Here is a 21783-nt window from a genome sequence, read left to right on the forward strand (position 1 = left end):
GTTGAAAAAGCATTTAAAAGTGGCTTAGCTACTTTTAAATGCTTTTTTTGTGAGCTTAAAATACTAATTTTTAGTGTGGTTAAATAGAGGAGAATAAGGTGTATAGTATGTACATATAGTAGATGGGGGATAAATCCTACTAAATTAAAAAAAACCAGGATATTTAAAAAACTATTTACAAATACGAAAAAAAGAGTAGAATAACATTAGTTATAATTTTCTGAAAAATAAATCTTTAGTAAGGGGTCTCTCAAGGGTTGGTAATGTACATATAATTAGGGAGGGTACAAAAATGAAGAGAAAAAAGATGAAAAAGTTAACGGCAGTTGTAGTACCAGTTTTAGCGATGAGTGTTGCATTGACAGCATGTTCTGGGTCAGGTGGGGAAAAGAAAACGACTACTACATCAAATAGTGGGGAAGAAAAAAAATCTGATATTAAATATGCAGCGAAACAAGTATTAAATCGTACGGAAAACCAAGAAATTCCGACGATGGATACTTCTAAATCTACTGATACATTAGGTTCGCAAATTTTAGGGAACACGATGGAAGGCCTATATCGCCTTGATAAAGATAATAAGCCAATTCCTGCTGCGGCAGAGTCTAGTACGAAAAGTGAAGATGGTAAAAAGTATACGTTTAAACTGCGAAAAGATGCAAAATGGTCAAATGGTGATCCTGTAACAGCGAAAGATTTCGTTTTTGCGTGGAAGCGCTTACTTGATAAGAATACTGCAGCAGAATATGCATTTATTGCTTACTATATTAAAAATGCAGAAGCGATTAATAAAGGAGAAAAACCTGTAACTGAATTAGGAGCGAAGGCGGTAGATGATTACACGCTAGAAGTAGAATTAGAAAAACCGGTACCGTATTTCTTAAATTTATTAGCATTCCCATCATACTATCCATTAAATGAAAAATTCGTAAAAGAAAAAGGTGATAAGTACGGTTTAGAAGCAGATACAACTGTGTATAATGGTCCATTCGTTATGTCTTCATGGAAACATGAACAAGGTTGGCAGCTGAAGAAAAATGATAAGTACTGGGATAAAAAGACTGTGAAATTAGAAGAAATTAACTATAGTGTAGTAAAAGAGGTTGCAACGAAAGTAAACTTATATGATACAGGATCAATTGATTTTACATTACTATCAGGAGAGTTTGTAGATAAATATAAATCGAACAAAGAAGAATATGGTGAGTATGCGGAATCAAGTACATTCTTCTTACGTTTAAATCAAAAACGTAACGGACAAGATACGCCTTTAAAGAGCAAAAAACTTCGTGAAGCAATTGCATTATCAGTTGATAAAAAAGGATTGGCAAATGTAATTTTAAATAATGGTTCAAAAGCAACAGATCAATTGGTTCCAAAAGGACTTGCGACAGGGCCAGATGGTAAAGATTATCAAGATACATTTAAAAATGGTCTGAAATATAATCCGAAAAAAGGAGCAGCAGCGTGGGAAGAAGCGAAAAAAGAACTTGGAAAAGATCAAGTTACAATTGAATTGCTAAGCTATGATGATGGAACTGCGAAAAAGATTGCTGACTATGTAAAAGATCAAATTGAGAAAAATTTAAAAGGTGTAACGATTAATACGAAAATTCAGCCGTTCAAACAAAAATTAAAATTAGAAACTGCGCAAGATTATGAAATTTCTTATGCAGGTTGGAGTCCAGACTATGCGGATCCAATGACATTTATTGATATGTTTGAATCGAAGAGCCCGTACAACCAAATGAGTTATTCAAATCCAAAATACGATGAAATGGTAGGAAAAGCAGGTAATGAATTAATGAGTGATGCGAAAAAACGCTGGGAAACGTTAGGGAAAGCTGAAAAATTATTCCTTGAAGAAGATGCAGGGTTAGTTCCTTTATATCAAACAGGAAGATCGTATGTAATGAAACCGAATGTAAAAGGAATTGTGAAACATAACATCAGTCCAGAATATAGCTTTAAGTGGGCGTATGTAACTGAGGATGGCGGAAAAAAATAAAGTGAAAGCATTTCAAAAGTGGCTGAGCTGCTTTTGAAATGCTTTTTAGTATGTATAAGGGAATAAATCTCGTTAGTCTATTGAGAATCGGGTAGGTAATTAGGAAGGTTCTATCGGAGGAATTTAGAGAGGTCAGTAAGTAGTAATACAGATGATAGTAAGAGACCTCATGCTAATAAGAAAAATATAGAACGTAGTAATAGAGTGGAATAAGGGGAGAGATGTTTACATATAGTAGACGGGGGATAATTCATATAGTAGTTAAAACAACAAGTTACTATAATAAAAAAATAAATATTTAGAAAATTCACAAAAATACTTTACAAAATTTAAAAAAACAGTAGAATATTAATTAATAAGAATTTTCTGATAACGAAAGTTAGTAGAGAATTTCTAAATGTTAATATCGTACATATAATTGGGGAGGGTACAAAAAAATGAAGAGAAAAAAGATGAAAAAATTGACAGCGGTCGTAGCACCAGTTTTAGTAATGAGTATGGCATTAACAGCTTGCTCTGGATCAGGAGATAAAGAGAAGGCAAGCACAACACCAAAAAGCGGTGAAAAAGAAGGCGGAAAGCTAGCGGCGAAGCAAGTGCTTAATTTAACAGAGTCTCAAGAGATTCCATCTATGGACTCTGCTAAAGCGACAGACCAAGTATCGTTTCTAGCTTTAAACAACGTAATGGAAGGTTTATATCGACTTGATAAAGATAATAAAGCAACACCAGGAGTTGCTGAATCATATAAAAAGAGTGATGATGGTAAAAAGTATACATTTACATTAAATAAAAATGCAAAATGGTCAAATGGAGACCCTGTAACAGCGAAGGATTTCGTGTTTGCTTGGAAACGTGCGGTAGATAAAAATACAGCAGCGGAATATGCATACATTATGTTTGATTTAAAGAACGCAAAAGCAATTAATGATGGGAAAGCACCACTTGATACGTTAGGTGTAAAAGCTGTAGATGATTACACATTAGAGGTAGAATTAGAAAATCCAGTTCCTTACTTTGTAGAATTAACTTCATTCGGAACATTCTATCCGTTAAATGAAAAATTCGTAAAAGAAAAAGGTGAAAAATTTGGTTTAGAAGCAGATACAACGTTATACAACGGACCATTTACATTAACAGACTGGAAACATGAAGAAGGATGGAAATTAAAGAAAAATGCACAATATTGGGATAATAAAACAGTTAAGTTAGATGAAATCAACTTTAACGTAGTAAAAGATAGCGGTACACGTGTAAACTTATATGAAAGCGGACAAATCGATCGTGCGGGACTTACATCTGAAATGGTTGACAAATATAAATCAAATCCAGACTTTTATACACAAAAAACACCATCAACGTTCTTCTTACGTTTAAACCAAAAACGTGGTGGGCAAGATACAGTATTAAAGAACAAAGATTTACGTTTAGCGATTGCAAAGGCATATGATAAAAAAGGCTTAACGAACGTTATTTTAAATGACGGATCTACACCAGCAGATTACTTAGTACCAAAAGAATTTGCTAAGAGTCCAGATGGAAAAGACTTCCGTAAAGAAAATGGAGATATTTTAAAAACAGATGTGAAAAAAGCAAAAGAGCATTGGGAAAAAGCGAAAAAAGAACTTGGAAAAGAGCAAGTAACGATTGAGCTATTAAACTACGATAGCGATAATGCGAAGAAAGTAGGAGAATTCTTAAAAGGAGAACTTGAGAAAAACTTACCAGGGTTAACAGTGAACTTGAAAAATCAACCGTTTAAACAAAAATTAAAATTAGAATCAGATTTAGATTATGATTTATCTTACGCTGGTTGGGGCCCTGACTACTTAGATCCAATGACATTCATTGATATGTTCGTTACAAATGGTCCTCATAACCAAACTGGATATTCAAATCCAAAATATGATGAAATTGTAGAAAAAGGTAAAGGCGAGCTATTAACGAAAACGAAAGAACGTTGGGATAGCTTACTAAAAGCTGAGAAAATATTACTTGATGATGCTGTAATTGCACCATTATATCAACGTGGTGATGCTATCGTTCAAAGACAGAAAGTAAAAGGTATTGTTCACCATCCGGTTGGTGGAGACTACAGCTATAAATGGGCATATATTACAGAGGATAAGTAAGATGAGGGGCGTACAATACGCCCTTTTTTCTATGCACTTTTCTTCCGTGCTCGAATATATAAAATAAAAAAGGGAGAATCCCATGAAACGAAACACATACATCGATTTCCTAGCTTATTACGGAATAGGAAGTGCTCATCCTGGTGGCTTTACGTTAACAAAACAATTGTTAGCACAACTGCCTTTTAAATATGGAGCGAATGTCCTTGAGATAGGTTGTGGTACGGGGAAAACAGCGGCGTATATGACAAGGGAATTTGGCTATAAAGTAACAACGGTTGAAAAGAATGAAATTATGATTCAAAAGGCAAAAGATAGATGGTTGTTTGAAGGGTTAGATATACAATTAATTGAAGGAAATGTAGAGCATTTACCGTGTTTGAATAACTCATTTGAGTTCGTACTTGGAGAATCAATCATCGCTTTTACAGACAAAGAAAGGGTTATCTCGGAGTGTTATCGTGTATTACAGCAGGACGGTAAGCTTGTTGTCATTGAAATGATTATTGATAGGCACATTGATAAGGGTGAGGAAGAAAAAATCGCCCAATTATATGGCATGAAAGAACTGTTAACTGAGAATGAGTGGGTACAATTATTTCAGAAAGCAAATTTTAAAAGAATTACAATTGCGGGTGGTGGCACGATTGCAGAAACAATCTCTGGCTATGTAGAAGAGCCAGAATGGAATGTATCCTCACATATTCCGAATGAGTTATATGAGGCGTGGGCACAGCATGAAAATGTACGGCTTATGTACCAACACATTTTAGGGCATCGTATTTTTATATGTGAAAAATAAAGAAAAAGAGTTGGCTAAAGGTAGCCAACTCTTTACTATGTTAAATGAAAAATAATGCAGCTAATGTAATTCCGAAGATGAAACCAAATCCGAGTTCAACACCCCAGCCACAACCGCCGCCTCCCCAGCCGCCGCAACCACAACTACTACAACCACGACCACCACATCCGCAGCTGCTGAATCCACCACCGCATCCGAATCCACAACTATCACACCTGCTAAGGCCTCCACAAAGGTCACAACCACCGTTTGCATAAGCGTCGTAGTATCCGAACCCTGAATCGAAAGATGAGCGCTGTTGCACCGGTTCGATCCATACAGAGTTTTGTGTCACATCGATTATTTTACCTAAATGTATACGGCCATCACGGTCTTCAATCCGAACAACTTTTCCGAAATAACGTTGGCATGTATCATAACATTTTTGTCTATGCATATTCTTTCCTCCTTCCGCATTACAGTAATACGATATGTAAGGGGGACAAGTGCGGCTTGTACGAATGCCCTATCTATCATAATTGTTATAGGAAAGGGGAAATATAAGAAGAGGATATATAAGGAGGAAAAGGCATGAAATCTACAGATCAGTTTCAGACATACGAAGTACCATGGGAAGATTTTATTGAAGCGTTACGAGAGGAAATGAAGAAGCAAGTAGGGACAGATATTATTGATACAGTAGTTTGCAATTTAGAAGATGGTTTTGAAGTGTATACATATGTGCAGGGGGATTTAGATTTTGAATATAAGGAAGCGCTTGAGAGAAAATACGGAAGTGATGCGAAGACACCTAATGTGTTAACGATAATGTTATTAGCTAGTATTTATAATACAAGTGAAGAGAATATACGCTTGCATGCGGATAATAAAGAGAATCCGATTGTTGAAGTGTATGTAAAGCAATGAAACACGCTGTGGAAGGCGTGTTTTTTATTTGTATGATAAAATGTTAGAAAATTGAGAAAGAAGGTGAAGGATTGGGAATTAAACATCTTAATTTAACAGTTACAGATGTAACAGCAGCTAGAGAGTTTTTAGAGAAGTATTTTGGTCTAACTTGTAGTGGAACAAGAGGGAATGCCTTTGCAGTTATGCGTGATAATGATGGATTTATACTAACTTTAATGAAAGGAAAAGAAGTTCAGTATCCAAGAACATTTCACGTAGGATTTCCACAAGAAAGTGAAGAACAAGTAGATAAGATAAATGAAAGATTGAAGGAAGATGGATTTTTGGTCGAGCCTCCTAAGCATGTCCATGCGTATACGTTTTACGTTGAAGCACCTGGTGGATTTACAATAGAAGTGATGTGTTAAGTCAAAAATCAAACTTTTTGTTATGTGTTTTTAAAATAAAAAGTAGGAAAAGTCTGTTTTAAGTGTGGAGCTTAAACAGGCTTTTTTACTTATAGTATCGGATAGAAAACGCTAGAAGGAATAATATTCAGTTCTTATAACTGTTTACATAATAAAATTATGCTGGGTTCGTTGTCCTAAAATACAAGTCATATATCTTGTTTCCTCTCATAAATTTAAACATAGGAATTTGTCTACAAAGGTGGCGAAGCCTCATCATGAAAATCCGAATTTGTGCCACGTTCATGTTGTTTCTATTTATATGTTTACCTTTATCAGCTTTTGCAAAAGGAGAGGAGGCAAAGGAAAGGGTCGTTTCACTTGTATATGACGATTCGGACAGCATGAGAAATAACGATCGCTGGAAATATGCCAATTATGCTTTGCAAAGTTTAGTTGCGCTATTGGATGAAAAAGATAAATTTTCTTACGTTCCAATGAGTAAGCCGAATGAGCCATTAAACATTTCGTTAACGAAGGATAAAAGGCAAACAGAAATTGAGGGAATTGGAGCATGGAAAACGTATTTAAATACTCCATTTAGCGCGGTAGAAACGGCGATGCAATCTATAAAAAAGGAAGCAGATATAGATGGAAAACGTGAATTTTGGCTTATTGTATTAACTGACGGGGCATTTAATGATTTAGAGAAAGATAAGGTTGGCGGAAAAGAACAAATTTTGCAGAAATTAGCCCAGTTTAAGAAAGAAATGGATGCAAAAAAGATATCGTTACATCCAGTCTTAATTACGATGGAAGAAGATTTAGGACAACAAGAAAAAGAACAACTAAATACGTTCAAGGAAATATGGAAGAAAGAGATAAATGGTGTTACGATGCCGTCAAGCGGAGAAGATGGCATTGTAAAAAGTGTAAATCAAGTGGCAGCATTAGTTGCAAATCGTGATCCATTCTCCTCTGTTGAATCGATTGTAAAAACGAAAGTAGTGGGGAAAAGAGTAGAGATTACAACACCGTTTCCGTTAAAGCGTATGACGCTTGTACGACAATCGCCTTCTCTGCCCGATTATCAGGTCACACAAATTTCTAAACCATTACAATTACAATCTTCTTTTTCCATACATGCACCAGGAGAAGCAAAGTTGTTCGGAAATATAGTTCATATAAGTACGGAAAATGAGGAAGTTATTAAACCAGGAACTTATACGATAGAAGTGGACCGAGATATTGAGAAAGAAGGGTTACAAGTACTAGTCGAACCGGCACTTAATTATACTGTTTCTACTTATGATAAAGAGGATAAGGATAGAAAAAATGTTGAGGAAATGTATGAAGGTGTGACAGCTGTTATTGAAGCAAGGCCTACGGAGTTGCCAGTTCAGTCTTCTTACTTTCAGGCAGAAGTAGAAATAGACGGAAAACAATATGCAATGAAGTGGAACGATAAAAGGCATGTGTTTTATTACGAAACGAAGCTTGGTAAAGGGTTAGTACGCGGGAAAGTTCATATGAATATAAAGGGGTTTTATAGACAGACGAAAGAATTTAAAATTGAAACAGCTGAGAAACCGAAATTATCACTTCAAACTGTTACAAAAGATTATGAAGAAAAAGTGACAAATTTAGAGAATAGTAAACCGTTTATTATACAACCACAGTTAGATGGTAAGCCGATGACAGAAGAGGCTGTAAAGAAACTATTAAAATCTACTGGTGTCACATCTAAACAATCAATCAACTATGAAATAAAGCAACATGGAAATCAAATCTATGTTTATCCTCGTCCCTATTACTCCGACACATTTAATTTTACAGATACCGGCACCGTAGAAGCTACCATCGTAATGCAGGATTCAAAGTTACAAGAAGTAAAGAAAAACATAACATTCCATATTCAAGATGCTCCGTTTTATGAAAAATATGCGCTTATTTTTAAGTTTGTCATTCCTATCACTTTATTACTGTTAGTAGTAGGAATCATTGTTTTAGGATGGATTGTTCGGCCAAGATTTCACCGGAAAGCACTACTGTATTATGAATGGGATCAAGAGGTAGCGAAAGATTGGCTATATCAATCTGAACCAGAATTACTTCGAAATAAATGGTGGAACCATTATTTTGGGATCCCATTTAGAGCAGAAAGAAAAACTGTGCAATCCGTTACATTTATAGCGAAGAAAGGTTCGAAATCTGTCTTTGTAGCGAAAGAATCACAAGTAGTTGGAATGATTATTGATGGAATGTTTATAACAGAGGATGAAGTAGGAATGGAACATAAGACACTATATCCAAATGAACTTTTACTAATTGATAGAGGATATGGTAAGGAGATTTACAAGTACGAATGTGAATAGTAGGTAGGGATAAGAAGGGGATGGAGTATTCATTCTCTTTCCCTTTTTTCAAACAAGCAAGAATAGGAAGGTGGTTCACATGACATTACAAGTTCCAACAATATTAATTGGTTTAGGTGGAATCGGTAGTACTGTGACGCATCAAATATATGAAAAACTGCCTGAAGAGCGCCGAAAAAAGGTAGCAATGCACGTATTTGATACAGATGTGAATACATTAAGTAAATTTGATCATATTCGAAAGTTTAAGACACAAACAAGTTCTAGTAAAACGCCTAGGGAGTATATTGCAGGAGATCCAACGATCCCAGAGTGGTTTCCGATGGATCCGACTATACTTGATAAGCCATTAACAGAAGGAGCAGGACAGTTACGCGTTATTTCACGTTTAGCGTTACGTGCTGCGATGAAAGAAGATAAATTGACGTCTTTTTGGCAAGAAATCGAGAAAATTTTTCCGGTTACAAGTGATCAAACGGAATATGGTGTGCGTGTCATTATAGTAACATCACTAGCAGGCGGAACAGGTTCAGGGATGTTTCTGCAAATTGCATTATATTTACGTGAAATGCTTCGGAAGAAATTGCAGCATCATAACATTTTAATACGCGGTGCGTTTTTAATGCCGGATGTTTTAGTAAAGACGAGAACAGTTAGCGCGAAAGAATTTGAAACGGTGCAAGCAAATGGCTATGCATCGTTAAAAGAATTACATGCTATTACGCTCGGTTCTACTGGAGAATTATCAAAACGCGGCGGTGTAACAATTGAATTAGAGTATCGCCCTGATCAAGTAGATGAAGACGGAAGAACGAATCATACAATTAAACAACATCATTTACCGTACAATTATTGTTTCTTATACGATTATGAAAACCTACATGGACACCATTTACACAATTTATCAGATTATATGGAACAGATGGCAAATACAATTTATTTACAGTTATTTAGCCCGATGTCCACAAGTCATTTTGCACAAGAAGACAATCAAATTCAGCAATTAGCAGAATCAAGCGGAAAAGGACGATATTGCGGGGCAGGAACGGCAAAACTCATTTATCCGTATGAGCATGTGTTAAAATATTGTGCTTTAAAATGGGCTGTGCAAGGTTTAGATGAATCGTGGCTTCATTTAGATCAACTGTTTCAAGAGAAGAAGCAAAGATATGACCAAGATGTAAAACGTGGGATGCAGCGTGAAAAGCCGGAGAGAGGTAAAAGTTATTTAGAGGACTTGGAACATCTTGCTACCCGTCCAGAGCAAGCTCATATTTTCTATAGACAAATGTACAATGAAACACGTGAAGGAGCAGAGGGTGGTAAGCTCGGAGTTGCGAAATCAAAACTGTTTTTAGAAGCTGTAGAAAGTTATGTACAACGAACGGTGCAAAAAGATGAGGAATTAAATCGTCTGCAACATGAGTGTAAAATTTCAGCTGCGAAACTGAAAATGATGGAACAAATGAAAGGTGAAGTGGCAAGAGTGGATCATGCGGTTCGTTTATATGCGTATGCGATTCCGAGCCGTGTACATGAACATGTAACGACACTTTTATATGACATGATTGAATCAGACCGCTTTTCACCAAGTGGTTCTGAAGGGCAGTCCTATCAATTAAATACATGGTTTTTAAAGAAAACAGATCCAGTTCACCCAGTAGCAGCACGTTTTATGTTATATGAAATTCGAAAGCAGTTAGTGGAAAAAATGAATCGACTACATGAAAATAATGAACAAAAGCGAAATGTAATTCAAAACTACGATAAAAAATTTAATGTGGGTAATATCGATGGAACGGTAACGGCTGTACGCCGAGTAGAAATTGCTCAACAACAAGGCTGGTTTGGAAAAATGATTAATAATCAGCAACGTTTATTCAAAAGAGAATTTGAAGACATTATAACGCAATATGTACACAAATTAAATGAATATCGAAAAGAAATGCTATTAGAACTTGTATATCAATCGCTATATCAAGCAGTTAATAAAATGATTCAATATTGGGAAAGATTTTTTGATAATTTACATGAAACACGTGAAAATTTACTGTTTGAAATCCAAAAGCGCAGTAAGGAATTTGAAGGGAAAACAAACCCGACGAATGTATATGTATTAGCTGAAGAACAGCTGCAAGAAAAGATATGGCAAGATATGCAGCAACATTTAAATTTAGGTGTACTACCGAAAGATATATCAGCGGAAATTTATATGAGTTTGTACGGGGAATATTGTCGTGATGCGAAAACAGAAGAGATTCAGTCGAAAAAGGTAGAGGATTTCTACCGAGAACATATACTGAGCTATTGTTATGACGAACTGCAAGTACGCTATCGTGATAAATTAGAACTGAATATCATTGAAGCGTTGCGAAAAGAAGCAGATTATAAGAAACGTGATCGCGATGAATACGTTCGTGAAAAAATTGAAGACCTGTTCCATTTAGCGAGTCCATTCGTTCCGAAAGTTGCTCATCATAGGGAATTACAATATTGGGGTATACATCCTTCTTTAAAGAAAGAGCTGCAAGAGGAATTAATTCAAGAAATGTTTAAAGAAAAAGATACAGTACATGAAGCCTTTTCGCCATTTGAAGTAATCTGTTATCGAGCGCATTACGGCTTATCGCTGCAAGATTTTCCTAAATTATCATCAGGACATATTTCAAACGGATTTATGAATGATAAAGGTGACTATTTCCAATCGTATTATCGCCGTGTAAATAAATTAAATAGTAAAAAATCTAGTTTAACGCCGCATTTAGATAAGTATTGGCACTTACCAGCCTTTATGCCAGATTTAAACGCGACTCAAACAAAATTAGATTATGATAAATGTAATCGTGCATTACTATACGCATATATGTATCGCTGGATTAGTTTAGTTGCTGTTGATGGACAATTTGTGTATCAATATAACGGTGTAGGACGTAGCTTTTTAATTCAGTCGATGGGGAAAAATATTTCAAGCGAAAGTTATAAATTACACAGAGCATTGCTTCATAATCCGTTTATTTATGAAAACATCTTGTCACGATTTGAAGAAGAGCAAGAAAAGGCGATGATACAAGGTGGACATTTATATACACATCCGTTCGTATTAGGAGCCCAAGATGTAAGATGGCTTAGAAAAGAACATGTCCACAATCTTTTAGATATGATTTTAATGTATGACCGTGAAGCGAAGTATGATCCGACATTAGAAGAAACATCAGATGAATTATTAAGACTATTCCTCGATGAAATCGAGTTGTATTTCCAGAACTATTACGGTACAGGTGCCGATATGGTGGCAAAGAAAGAGAAAGAAATGTTTATTAAACAATTGTGGGATCGCTCGCATGCAAAAGGATATGTAGATCCAAATAGCGCTCCGTATAAAAAATGGCAAAATTTATTAAGTGTTCAAGATGAAGAAGAAACGCCAAAAACGAATGTATAATGAATGAAAAGGGAATCCTTAAAAGTGGCAATACAACTTTAGAAAAGAGGGATTCTGATGCCGTTTTTAGGAAGTGTATATCAAATATTTGGGTTATATCCGGAACTTTATTATGGGATGATTTCAGCAGAGTTGCAAGAGGAAGCTCAGAAGGAGCATCTTGAAAATAGTAGTGCAGAAGCTGAAGTGGAAGAATAAAAAAAAGTGCAGATGAAAATCTGCACTTTTTTGTTAGTATTAAAATGGTGACATAACCTCAAATGAATTATTATTTTTGAATAATAATTCATTTGAGGTTATTATGATTTTCATTACATTGTATGTAATGAAAATTGTATGAAAATCAATGTAATAAAATGCATATGAATATTAAGGTGGAAAACAACAATGTTTTTGAGAAAATAATTATGTATAAAAATAACATTTGATACATAATCAGCCGATTATTTTTGAGTGATTTATTATTGACAATATAATTAATTGTATGATAAATTCAATCAGCATTCTTAATGGTTTTTTGGTATGGTTAATATTTTGAAAATTCAATACGGTATAAAGAGATTGATTTTTCTGTTTTTATTGAGACGGGTTACTAAGTCTATAGGGGAAGTGAACTATGTATATTTTTATTTTTAAAATAGAACAGTAATAAAGAATGTAACAAGTAAGAGATAAACTTGAAAAAGAGGTTTCAAAGAATGAGTCTTTTCATAAAGAAAGCAATGGATGAAGAAAAGAAAAAAGTATTGAATCAAACTTTAGGAGCGATTGATTTAACTCTTTTAGGTATTGGAGCAATTATTGGTACAGGTATTTTCGTATTAACTGGTATTGTAGCAGCGAAACATGCTGGTCCGGCGATTGTATTATCTTTTGTATTAGCGGCAATTATATGTGCATGTGTAGCTTTCTGTTATGCTGAATTTGCATCTACAGTTCCAGTTTCGGGAAGTGTATATTCATATACATATATGACACTAGGTGAGATTTTTGCATTTATAGTTGGCTGGTGTGTTATGCTGGAGTATTTATTAGCGACTTCTGCGGTTGCAGCAGGCTGGTCAGCATATTTTCAGTCATTGCTACTAGGTTTTAATATTCACATTCCTACGGTTTTTGCTTCGGCACCAGGAATGGGGAAGGGTGGAATCATTGATTTACCAGCAGTTCTTATTATTTTAGTTGTTACATTTTTATTAAGCCGTGGTGCAAAAGAAAGTGCACGAATTAATAATATAATGGTTATTATTAAACTGGCTGTTATTGTAGGATTTATTGTTGTAGGGACACAATATGTAAGACCAGAGAATTGGCAACCATTTCTACCGTTTGGTTTTCACGGTGTGGTAGGGGGCGCTGCTACTGTATTTTTTGCTTTTTTAGGATTTGATGCAGTTGCAACAGCCGCAGAGGAAGTGAAGCGTCCACAACGTAACGTGCCAATTGGGCTACTTGTTTCCTTGTTCATTTGTACCGTTCTATATGTAGGTGTTTCATTCGTGCTAACTGGAATGGTTCCGTTTACGGAATTAAATGTTGCTGATCCGGTTGCATATGCGTTGCGCACTGTAGGAGAAGATAGAATTGCTGGGTTGTTATCGGTGGGAGCGATAGCAGGGCTAACAACAGTTCTGTTAGTAGCTATGTTTGCATTTGTTCGTGTATCTTACTCGATGAGTCGAGATGGACTGTTACCAAAAAGACTTTCAAGTGTCCATAAACGTTTACAAACTCCATTTTTTAATACGTGGGTTACAGGTATACTAGCAGCTTTATTAGCGGGATTAGTGGATTTGAATTTATTAGCTAATTTAGTGAATATGGGAACGATAACAGCATTTGTGTTTGTATCTATAGCTGTCATTGTATTAAGAAAGACACATCCTAATATGAAGAGGCCATTCCGTGCCCCTCTAGTACCTTTTTTACCTATCGTTTCAATAGTAAGTTGTATATATTTGGCATTGAACCTTTCTAAGCTTACTTTAATTAGTTTTGTGGCATGGATTATAATAGGGGTTTTCATATATTTTGTATATGCTAAAAAACATAGTAATGTTAGAAATAGAAATAAAGTATAGTCCATTGAAATAATACTTGTAATGGAAATGAAAACACGCTACTTATTCATATAAGAACAAGTAGCGTGTTTTTTCTATTTAATAATCCCATTTTCTAAAATTTTAATAGTTGGTGCCACTTTCACATTAGCTTTTGAAAAGGCACTCGGCCAATCAACTTCGACTTGTTTCCATTCTTTATATTGAAACGCTCTCGCATAATCACCAAATCCGAATGGATCAAGTTGCTGTTTTTGAATGTTGTGGATTAAATCGTTCAAATCTTTGTTTAGTTGTTTTGTAATAAGAGAAGTTAATTTCTTTCTATCTTTGTCTATATCCATATTGAATGTAAGTTCAGAGACAGCAATTTTCAAATCCATTTTAACATGAAATTTGAAGTGGTTATCGCTATAATCTGTATGGATATCACGATCCATGCTAAGAACATTTATTGTTACGAAATCGCCGCCATCGGTATCTTTTAAATCACTATTACTTTCAACTGAAGTAGAAGGGATTTTCAATGTAAGCGAAACCGGTGTATTCGCTTTCTTTTGTAACAAAAGAAGAAGGGCGCTTTCATAACGATTTAATGACATTTTATAAATTCCGCGAGAAGTTAATAGCGCGGAACCAGTAACGATAACATCCTTTTTACCTTTTTTTATTTCTGAAATAGCAGGTGTTATACCTTTATTAAACGTTTGCCTGTGAAATTCATGGAATGTCGTAAAAACGGTCCGATTGTACAGTTTGTTCGTATTAATTAAATCTGTTAAATACTCGGGAAGGGCAGGCTTATCTTTAAAGTTATTATATATAACTGAAGAAATTGGACCGTCTACTGCAACCATGCGCATGTTTCCAGTGTTTTTAGGATCACGATACCAAACATCAAGGTAAGGCATAGCCCCTTCTTGTTTTAAAAAATTTGTGCTAAATAAAATGAGCTGTAACTTTTCTGTAGATACTAAACCGCCACTTGAACTATTAAACGTTGCTTTTGCTTCTCGAGGTGTACGTACTTTCGCTTCATGTGTTTCGTACTTTTTTTCTACGTCTTCATTAAAAATAGGATTTACGTGGTACACAATTAATTTTCCTTTTGCTTTTGCATCAAAGCCGTAAATTAATGAAATCGATTGTTTTTCTAAGTCGAGTCGATCTCCACAGCCTGTTAAAAAGGTTATGAGAAAGTAAAGTATAGTGAAATGAATAAAGCGCCTCATTTAAACTCTGCTCCTTTTCCAATGCTGATAAAGTGTCATGTATAAGAGAAATACGACCGGGAATAGAAAAACGATAAAATAACTTGCAGTTCCCCAAAATTCTCGCAACGCACTTATTTGGTAAGAGGAAGGGATATAAAAGAATAAGATGAAGATACACCCGAATAATAAACCATAAATAGGTAATGAACTCCTTTTTTTGTTAAGTAATTGATTGATTCCATCTGAAGCAGTAAAAATATAAGGAATGCAAGAATCAAAAATAATAAAGAGATAAAATGACAAAAAGATAATTTCAAATCGCTCAAGAAATGAGAAGTGAAATGGTGTAACGAGAGAAAGGGTAGGCCATAAAAACTTAGTTATACCATCTGGGCTAAAATAAAGGAAAGAAACGAACGTCACTTGCAGGTAAACGAATAAAGTAATCAAATTCGCAAGAACAATCCCTTTTTTTGCAGATGATTTATTACTGAGGTAAGGATAAAGGACGAATGCAAACTCAAATCCGAGAAAGGCAATAATAGTTGATTTTACTGTGTTGAAAACTGGTATCCATCCCTCTTTAAGGAGAGGAAGAAGATAGATCCAATGCCCATCTTTAAGTGGGATAAATAATAGTAATGGCATCCAGAGTGTAAATAAGACAGTAAAAACAGCATAGCGGCTAATAATAAGAACACCTTTACATGCGAGCATTACCATTGGAATAGATAATAGCATCATGATTAAAAACATTGGAGATCTAGGCAAAATCCAAATGTGAATAACGTATAAGAGGGAAAAAATTAAAGAAACCGCTGCAAGAACAGCATATAAAATCCAAAAAATCATTCCTACTCTTCCTAACCATTTTCCAAGATAACGAGTTAGCACATCAAGTAAATGGTAACCAGGATGCTTCTCCATGATTTTTACAATACATAGACTGACCCTATAATAATAGACATCCAGCCATCTGTATTCGCCCCTTGGGCCACTTCACGTGGCAGTGTAAGTACACCGAATCCTACTTGAACACCACTAATCGTTAAAATGTATTGAAATAAACTAATCTCCCTCTTTACACGCTTTGTCACTTATCTTCCTCCTTTTCTTCTATATCCGGTTGTCGATTTTCTTGTTTTAAGTTAAGGGATAGTGGTCGTTTCTTCATTAGTTTCCATGGCAAACGCACAAGAACGTCTTTTAAATCCGTAGCAAATGATGGAGAAAAAGGACTACCGTAAGGAACACCAAGTGAGTCCATAGAAAGAATATGGATGATGATAACTGACATTCCAACCATAATTCCAATGACTCCGAATAAAGAAGCGATTATCATCATTGGAAAGCGAAGAATCCGAACTCCTGCTGACATTTCCAGATTGGGAATGATAAAAGAAGCGACTGCGGTAATAGATACGACGATAACCATAACATTACTTACGATTCCTGCTTGAACTGCAGCTTGTCCAATAACAATCCCTCCTACGACGCCAATTGTTTGTCCGACGGGACCGGGAAGTCGAACTGCAGCTTCGCGTAGCATTTCAAGTACTAATTCCATCAAAAGTGCTTCTAATATAGGCGGAAAAGGAATTTTGGCTCGAGATTCTCCAATTGTTAACAATAATTTAAGTGGAATTACTTCATAATGAAAGGAAATCATAGCAATATAAAGAGCAGGAGCAAATATTGCAATAAATAGTCCAGTGAAACGAAGGAGTCGTATAAAAGATGGAATCATAGGTCTGAAGCTGTAATCATCTATCGTCTGAAAAAAGGATGAAAAGGTCATAGGTCCTATTAATACGCCTGGTGAGCGATCTACAATAACGGCAATTCGCCCATCTAGAATATGATGTGTTGTTGTGTCAGGACGTTCAGTTATTGATAATTGCGGAAAGAGAGTAAAGGAATTATCTTCAACAAATCCCTCTAATTCACCAGTAGTAAGAATCGCATCAACTTTTACTGACTCGATACGGGATGCCATTTCTTTTACGACATTTTCGTTCGCAACATCTGCTAGATAAAGCAAAAAAACCTTTGAAGTAGCTCGTTCACCAACAGTGAATTCCTTCACTTTCAATTCGCGATTTGGAATATATCGACGAATAAGTGCAAGGCTGTCGCTCGCTACTTCATTAAATCCTTCGTGTGAGCTTTTTATGGAGCTCTCTGTTGTAGGTTCTTCAATGCTCCTTTTTGGTGCCGCTTGCGTATCAAGCTCTAAAGCGGATAGTTGCCCGTTTATAAATAAAATACTTTTGCCGTGTAAAAGAGATTGTTCAATGTCTGTCCACTGTTGAACTTTTTTAATATTTCCGATAGAAACAGAGGCTTCCCAAAAATCGTCTTCATTCCACTCTTTAAATAAGAGAGGACGAAGAATGTTTACGTTAATAACAGTTTTGTCTACAAGTCCTTCCATATATATAAGTGCAGCTTCCTGTCCGTTTTTTAATGGAAAAGTGCGTGTTATTAATTCTGGAATACCGCTAAACAGTTTGGACAAGTGCTTTAAATTAAGGGAAAGGGAAGAAGAGATAGATTTATTTAATGTGTGATTAGCTTGCTCTTGGGTAGAAAAAGATTTTTCACCACGAATCCATTTATTAAAAGACCCCATTTGTTCGCTTACTCCTTGTTATGTTTTATATGGATTATTATGGATAGTTACAAGCTGACATATGCGTAGTTTAAATTTTATATTGTATATTTTTAACTTTAACGCTATAATTATAGTGTTAAAGATGGAATCGTGATATGACCTGTTATGAATCTATCGTTTTATTTATGAATAAATGGATTGGTATTTTAGCAAGATGTGCTAATAAACTACTCCACCATGATGATAGCGTGCCAAAAATGTGGTGCGTATATTTTCGTGGTGGAGTTTTTTTATTCTCAAAAAGGGGGAAAGACCATGAATGACAACATGGTTCATATTACAATTGACGGAAAAAAGTATACAGCGGAGCCTGGTTCGACGATATTGGGTGTTATTAATGAGAACGGGATTGAACATCCGCAAATTTGTTACGTGCCAGAAGTAGATCCTATTCAAACATGTGACACTTGTATTGTAGAAGTTGACGGAAAGTTAATGCGTTCTTGTTCGACGATAGCAACGGAAGGTATGAACATTGAACGTGCTTCTGTTCGCGCAAAAGAAGCACAAACAGAGGCGATGGATCGGTTACTAGAAAATCATTTATTATACTGTACAGTATGTGACAACAACAATGGGAACTGTAAACTGCATAATACAGCAGAATTAATGGAAATCGAACATCAAAAATATCCGTATGAACCGAAAGTAGATGTAAGTGAAGTTGATATGACGCATCCGTTTTATCGCTATGATCCTAATCAATGTATTGCATGCGGTCAATGCGTTGAGGTGTGTCAAAACTTACAAGTAAATGAAACGTTATCGATAGACTGGGAAGCGGAACGCCCACGAGTTATTTGGGATAAAGGAGTAAATATTAATGATTCTTCATGCGTTAGCTGTGGTCAATGTGTAACGATTTGTCCTTGTAACGCTTTAATGGAGAAAACGATGCTCGGTGAAGCTGGATTTATGACGGGATTAAAACCAGATATTCTTGAACCGATGGTAGATTTAATTAAAGAAGTTGAGCCTGGGTATAGCGGTATTTTTGCGGTATCAGAAGTGGAAGCGGCCATGCGTGATACTCGTACGAAGAAAACGAAAACAGTATGTACATTTTGTGGTGTAGGTTGTTCGTTTGAAGTGTGGACGAAGGGGCGTAAAATCCTTAAAGTACAGCCATCTTCAGATGCACCAGTTAATGCAATTTCCACTTGTGTAAAAGGGAAATTTGGTTGGGATTTCGTAAATTCTAAAGAACGAATAACAAAACCTTTAATCCGTAAAAATGGAACGTTTGTTGAATCTACATGGGAAGAAGCACTGAATGTAGTTGCAAATAAATTAGGCGCTATTAAAGAAGAGTACGGTAAAGGTTCTATTGGATTTATTTCTTCCTCTAAAATTACAAATGAAGACAATTATGTAATTCAAAAATTAGCTCGACAAGTATTTGGAACGAATAATATTGATAACTGCTCACGTTATTGCCAATCACCAGCAACGGATGGTTTGTTCCGTACAATTGGTATCGGCGGTGATGCCGGAACGATTAAAGATATTGCGCAATCTGGTCTTGTTATTATTGTGGGATGTAATCCGACAGAAGGTCATCCTGTTCTAGCTACACGTATTAAACGTGCACATAAATTACACGGACAAAAGTTAATTGTAGCTGATCTTCGTAAAACCGAAATGGCAGAGCGATCAGATGTCTTTATTAGTCCAAAACAAGGAACAGATCAAGTATGGTTAATGGCTGTTACGAAATATATGATCGATCAAGGTTGGCATGATCAGGAATTTATTAATGAGAATGTAAACTTCTTTGAAGATTTCAAAGAGAGCCTAGAAGAATATACACTTGAATATGCAGAAGAAGTAACAGGTATTTCAAAAGAAACACTTATTCAAATGGCTGAAATGATTCGTGATGCAGATGGTACATGTATCCTTTGGGGTATGGGGGTAACGCAAAATACAGGTGGTTCTGATACTTCCGCTGCAATTTCAAACTTACTTCTTGCAACAGGGAACTATCGTCGTCCAGGAGCAGGTGCATACCCACTTCGAGGTCACAATAACGTACAAGGTGCTTGTGATATGGGTACTTTACCAGGATGGCTTCCAGGATATCAGCACGTTACTAACGAAATGGAACGTGCGAAATTTGAAACTGCTTACGGAGTGAAAATTGATAGTGAACCAGGTCTTAATAATATTGAAATGCTTCACGCAATTGACGAAGGAAAAATGAAAGCAATGTATCTTGTCGGAGAAGATATGGCTCTTGTAGATTCTAATGCAAATCATGTACATGAAGTGTTATCTAGCCTTGATTTCTTCGTTGTGCAAGATGTTTTCCTTTCTAAAACTGCTCAATATGCAGATGTTGTATTACCAGCAGCGCCATCTCTTGAGAAAGAAGGTACTTTCACAAATACAGAGCGCCGTGTCCAAAGATTATATCAAGTTCTTCCTACGCTAGGAGACGCGAAACCAGACTGGTGGATCGTCCAGGAAGTTGCGAATAAACTAGGTGCAAACTGGAATTATAGCCACCCAAGTGAAATCTTTGCTGAAATGGCAAGTTTATCACCATTGTTCTCGCAAGCGAACTATGAAGTGCTTGAAGGATGGAACAGTTTCCATTGGGGAAGTTTTGATGGAACAAATACACCACTTCTGTTCCAAGATGGATTTAACTTCCCAGATAAAAAAGCTCGTTTTGCGATTGCTGACTGGGTACGTCCAGCTGAATTTCCAGCTGAGTTCGACCTTCACATTAACAACGGTCGTATGCTTGAGCATTTCCATGAAGGGAATATGACAAATAAATCAACAGGTATTCAAACGAAAGTACCTGGTGTTTTCGTTGAAATCTCTCCAGACCTTGCAAAAGAACGTGGCGTAAAAACAGGTTCGTTAGTTCGTCTTGTCTCTCCTTTTGGAGCATTAAAATTACGTGCACTCGTTACAGATCGTGTAAAAGCGAATGAGTTATATTTACCGATGAACTCTACAGATAACGAAACGGCAATTAATTTCTTAACAGGTCCTGCTGTGGATGTACGTACGAATACACCTGCGTATAAACAAACGAAAGTGCGTATGGAAGTGTTAGAAGTTGATGGCGAAAATCCGATGCCAAAAGCGAACCCACGCAATAAAAAACGTCACCCTCAAGCTGGCATTGAGGTACATCGTAAGTGGGCACGTCCAGGGTATGTGCATTTAACGGATAAGTAGGAGGAGAAAACTATGGCTGCACCTATAAAAATGATTCAAAAACAAGAATTAACTGAGGAAGAAATAAAACAGCAAAAATTAGATGATTTAAAGGAGCTTTTAACTAATAATGAAGAAGCTCTAAATCAGATGTTTAATATAGTAGGGGAATTAAATGACATTGGAATGCTAGAAGCTGCAAATTCTATGCTGAAAGCGAAAGAACCAATTGCAAAGATCGTTCTAGGTCAAGTAACTCGTGAGCCTGTTACAAATTTAATTAATAATATGATGGGTGCTGCAGGGGCGTTAACTGAACTTGACCCAGAACTTACGAAAAAGCTTATAGGTAGTTTATTAGTCGGGCTAGAAGAAGGTAATGAACATCTAGAAAGTAATAAAAAAGTAGGGGTATTCGATCTTATGAAAGTATTGAAAGACCCAGATATTAACCGTGCTATCGGGTTTGGGCTTCATTTCTTAAAAGGTATGGGGAAAGGGTTAAAAGACGAATAAACTTCATGAAGTGAACCTTTCCGCCTAAATATTTGTACGAAATAGTTTGGGCGGAAGGCTCATTTTGGTAAAATATATAATAAAGTAAAAT

At 35.9% G+C, this 21783-nt stretch carries 14 protein-coding genes and 1 pseudogene; 11 read left to right on the plus strand and 4 right to left on the minus strand.

Annotated elements, in window-relative coordinates; genetic code table 11:
* Window positions 1-292 precede the first annotated feature (292 nt).
* From QCI79_RS22880 to QCI79_RS22890, 3 genes are all read left to right on the plus strand, one after another.
* The gene (locus tag QCI79_RS22880; protein ID WP_000823472.1) at window positions 293-2008 is read left to right on the plus strand and encodes a peptide ABC transporter substrate-binding protein; all 1716 of its coding nucleotides are present in this window, start codon (window positions 293-295) and stop codon (window positions 2006-2008) included.
* Window positions 2009-2445: 437 nt separating this feature from the next.
* The gene (locus QCI79_RS22885; RefSeq protein ID WP_000823443.1) at window positions 2446-4140 is read left to right on the plus strand and encodes a peptide ABC transporter substrate-binding protein; all 1695 of its coding nucleotides are present in this window, start codon (window positions 2446-2448) and stop codon (window positions 4138-4140) included.
* A gap of 82 nt (window positions 4141-4222) precedes the next feature.
* The gene (locus tag QCI79_RS22890) at window positions 4223-4942 is read left to right on the plus strand and encodes a class I SAM-dependent methyltransferase (protein WP_000828247.1); all 720 of its coding nucleotides are present in this window, start codon (window positions 4223-4225) and stop codon (window positions 4940-4942) included.
* 40 nt (window positions 4943-4982) lie between these two features.
* On the opposite strand, the gene QCI79_RS22895 is transcribed toward QCI79_RS22890, so the two are convergent.
* Window positions 4983-5378 (minus strand): hypothetical protein, encoded by a 396-nt coding sequence (locus QCI79_RS22895; RefSeq protein WP_000554977.1) that lies wholly within the window; start codon window positions 5376-5378, stop codon window positions 4983-4985.
* A gap of 134 nt (window positions 5379-5512) precedes the next feature.
* Between QCI79_RS22895 and QCI79_RS22900 the strand changes: the two genes are divergently transcribed.
* The 6 genes from QCI79_RS22900 (at window position 5513) to QCI79_RS22925 (ending at window position 14135) form a co-directional block, all read left to right on the plus strand.
* A complete protein-coding gene (locus tag QCI79_RS22900; protein ID WP_000842888.1) occupies window positions 5513-5848 on the plus strand; it encodes a hypothetical protein in 336 nt (111 codons plus the stop codon).
* A 71-nt stretch (window positions 5849-5919) separates the two neighbouring features.
* A complete protein-coding gene (locus QCI79_RS22905) occupies window positions 5920-6258 on the plus strand; it encodes a VOC family protein (RefSeq protein ID WP_000511523.1) in 339 nt (112 codons plus the stop codon).
* Between the two features lie 257 nt (window positions 6259-6515).
* Entirely contained in the window at window positions 6516-8612 is a 2097-nt protein-coding gene (locus QCI79_RS22910) for a vWA domain-containing protein (protein ID WP_021727506.1), read from the plus strand.
* A 79-nt stretch (window positions 8613-8691) separates the two neighbouring features.
* On the plus strand, window positions 8692-12054 hold the full coding sequence (locus tag QCI79_RS22915; RefSeq protein ID WP_000175107.1) for a tubulin-like doman-containing protein: 3363 nt from the start codon (window positions 8692-8694) through the stop codon (window positions 12052-12054).
* A gap of 57 nt (window positions 12055-12111) precedes the next feature.
* On the plus strand, window positions 12112-12252 hold the full coding sequence (locus QCI79_RS22920) for a hypothetical protein (protein ID WP_001116193.1): 141 nt from the start codon (window positions 12112-12114) through the stop codon (window positions 12250-12252).
* Window positions 12253-12752: 500 nt separating this feature from the next.
* Window positions 12753-14135 carry an APC family permease gene (locus QCI79_RS22925; RefSeq protein ID WP_000051665.1) on the plus strand — a complete coding sequence of 461 codons (1383 nt, stop codon included), beginning with the start codon at window positions 12753-12755 and terminating at the stop codon, window positions 14133-14135.
* A 74-nt stretch (window positions 14136-14209) separates the two neighbouring features.
* Here QCI79_RS22925 and gerSC read toward each other — a convergent pair whose 3' ends face one another.
* The 3 genes and pseudogenes from gerSC to QCI79_RS22940 form a co-directional block, all read right to left on the minus strand.
* Window positions 14210-15346 carry a spore germination protein GerSC gene (gene gerSC, locus QCI79_RS22930; protein WP_001252212.1) on the minus strand — a complete coding sequence of 379 codons (1137 nt, stop codon included), beginning with the start codon at window positions 15344-15346 and terminating at the stop codon, window positions 14210-14212.
* Window positions 15347-16425 (minus strand): annotated as a pseudogene (locus tag QCI79_RS22935) (endospore germination permease).
* Window positions 16422-17960 carry a spore germination protein gene (locus QCI79_RS22940; RefSeq protein ID WP_000534520.1) on the minus strand — a complete coding sequence of 513 codons (1539 nt, stop codon included), beginning with the start codon at window positions 17958-17960 and terminating at the stop codon, window positions 16422-16424. The pseudogene QCI79_RS22935 and the gene QCI79_RS22940 overlap by 4 nt, the downstream one beginning before the upstream one ends.
* 297 nt (window positions 17961-18257) lie before the next feature.
* On the opposite strand from QCI79_RS22940, the gene fdhF reads away from it, so the two are divergent.
* A complete protein-coding gene (gene fdhF / locus QCI79_RS22945) occupies window positions 18258-21197 on the plus strand; it encodes a formate dehydrogenase subunit alpha (protein WP_000999400.1) in 2940 nt (979 codons plus the stop codon).
* A 12-nt stretch (window positions 21198-21209) separates the two neighbouring features.
* Window positions 21210-21692, plus strand: coding sequence for a helical membrane plugin domain-containing protein (locus QCI79_RS22950; protein WP_000729897.1), 483 nt, complete (start codon window positions 21210-21212; stop codon window positions 21690-21692).
* Window positions 21693-21783: the final 91 nt, after the last annotated feature.

It is taken from the genome of Bacillus cereus group sp. MG1, assembly GCF_040460035.1.
GTDB classification, from domain to species: domain Bacteria; phylum Bacillota; class Bacilli; order Bacillales; family Bacillaceae_G; genus Bacillus_A; species Bacillus_A cereus.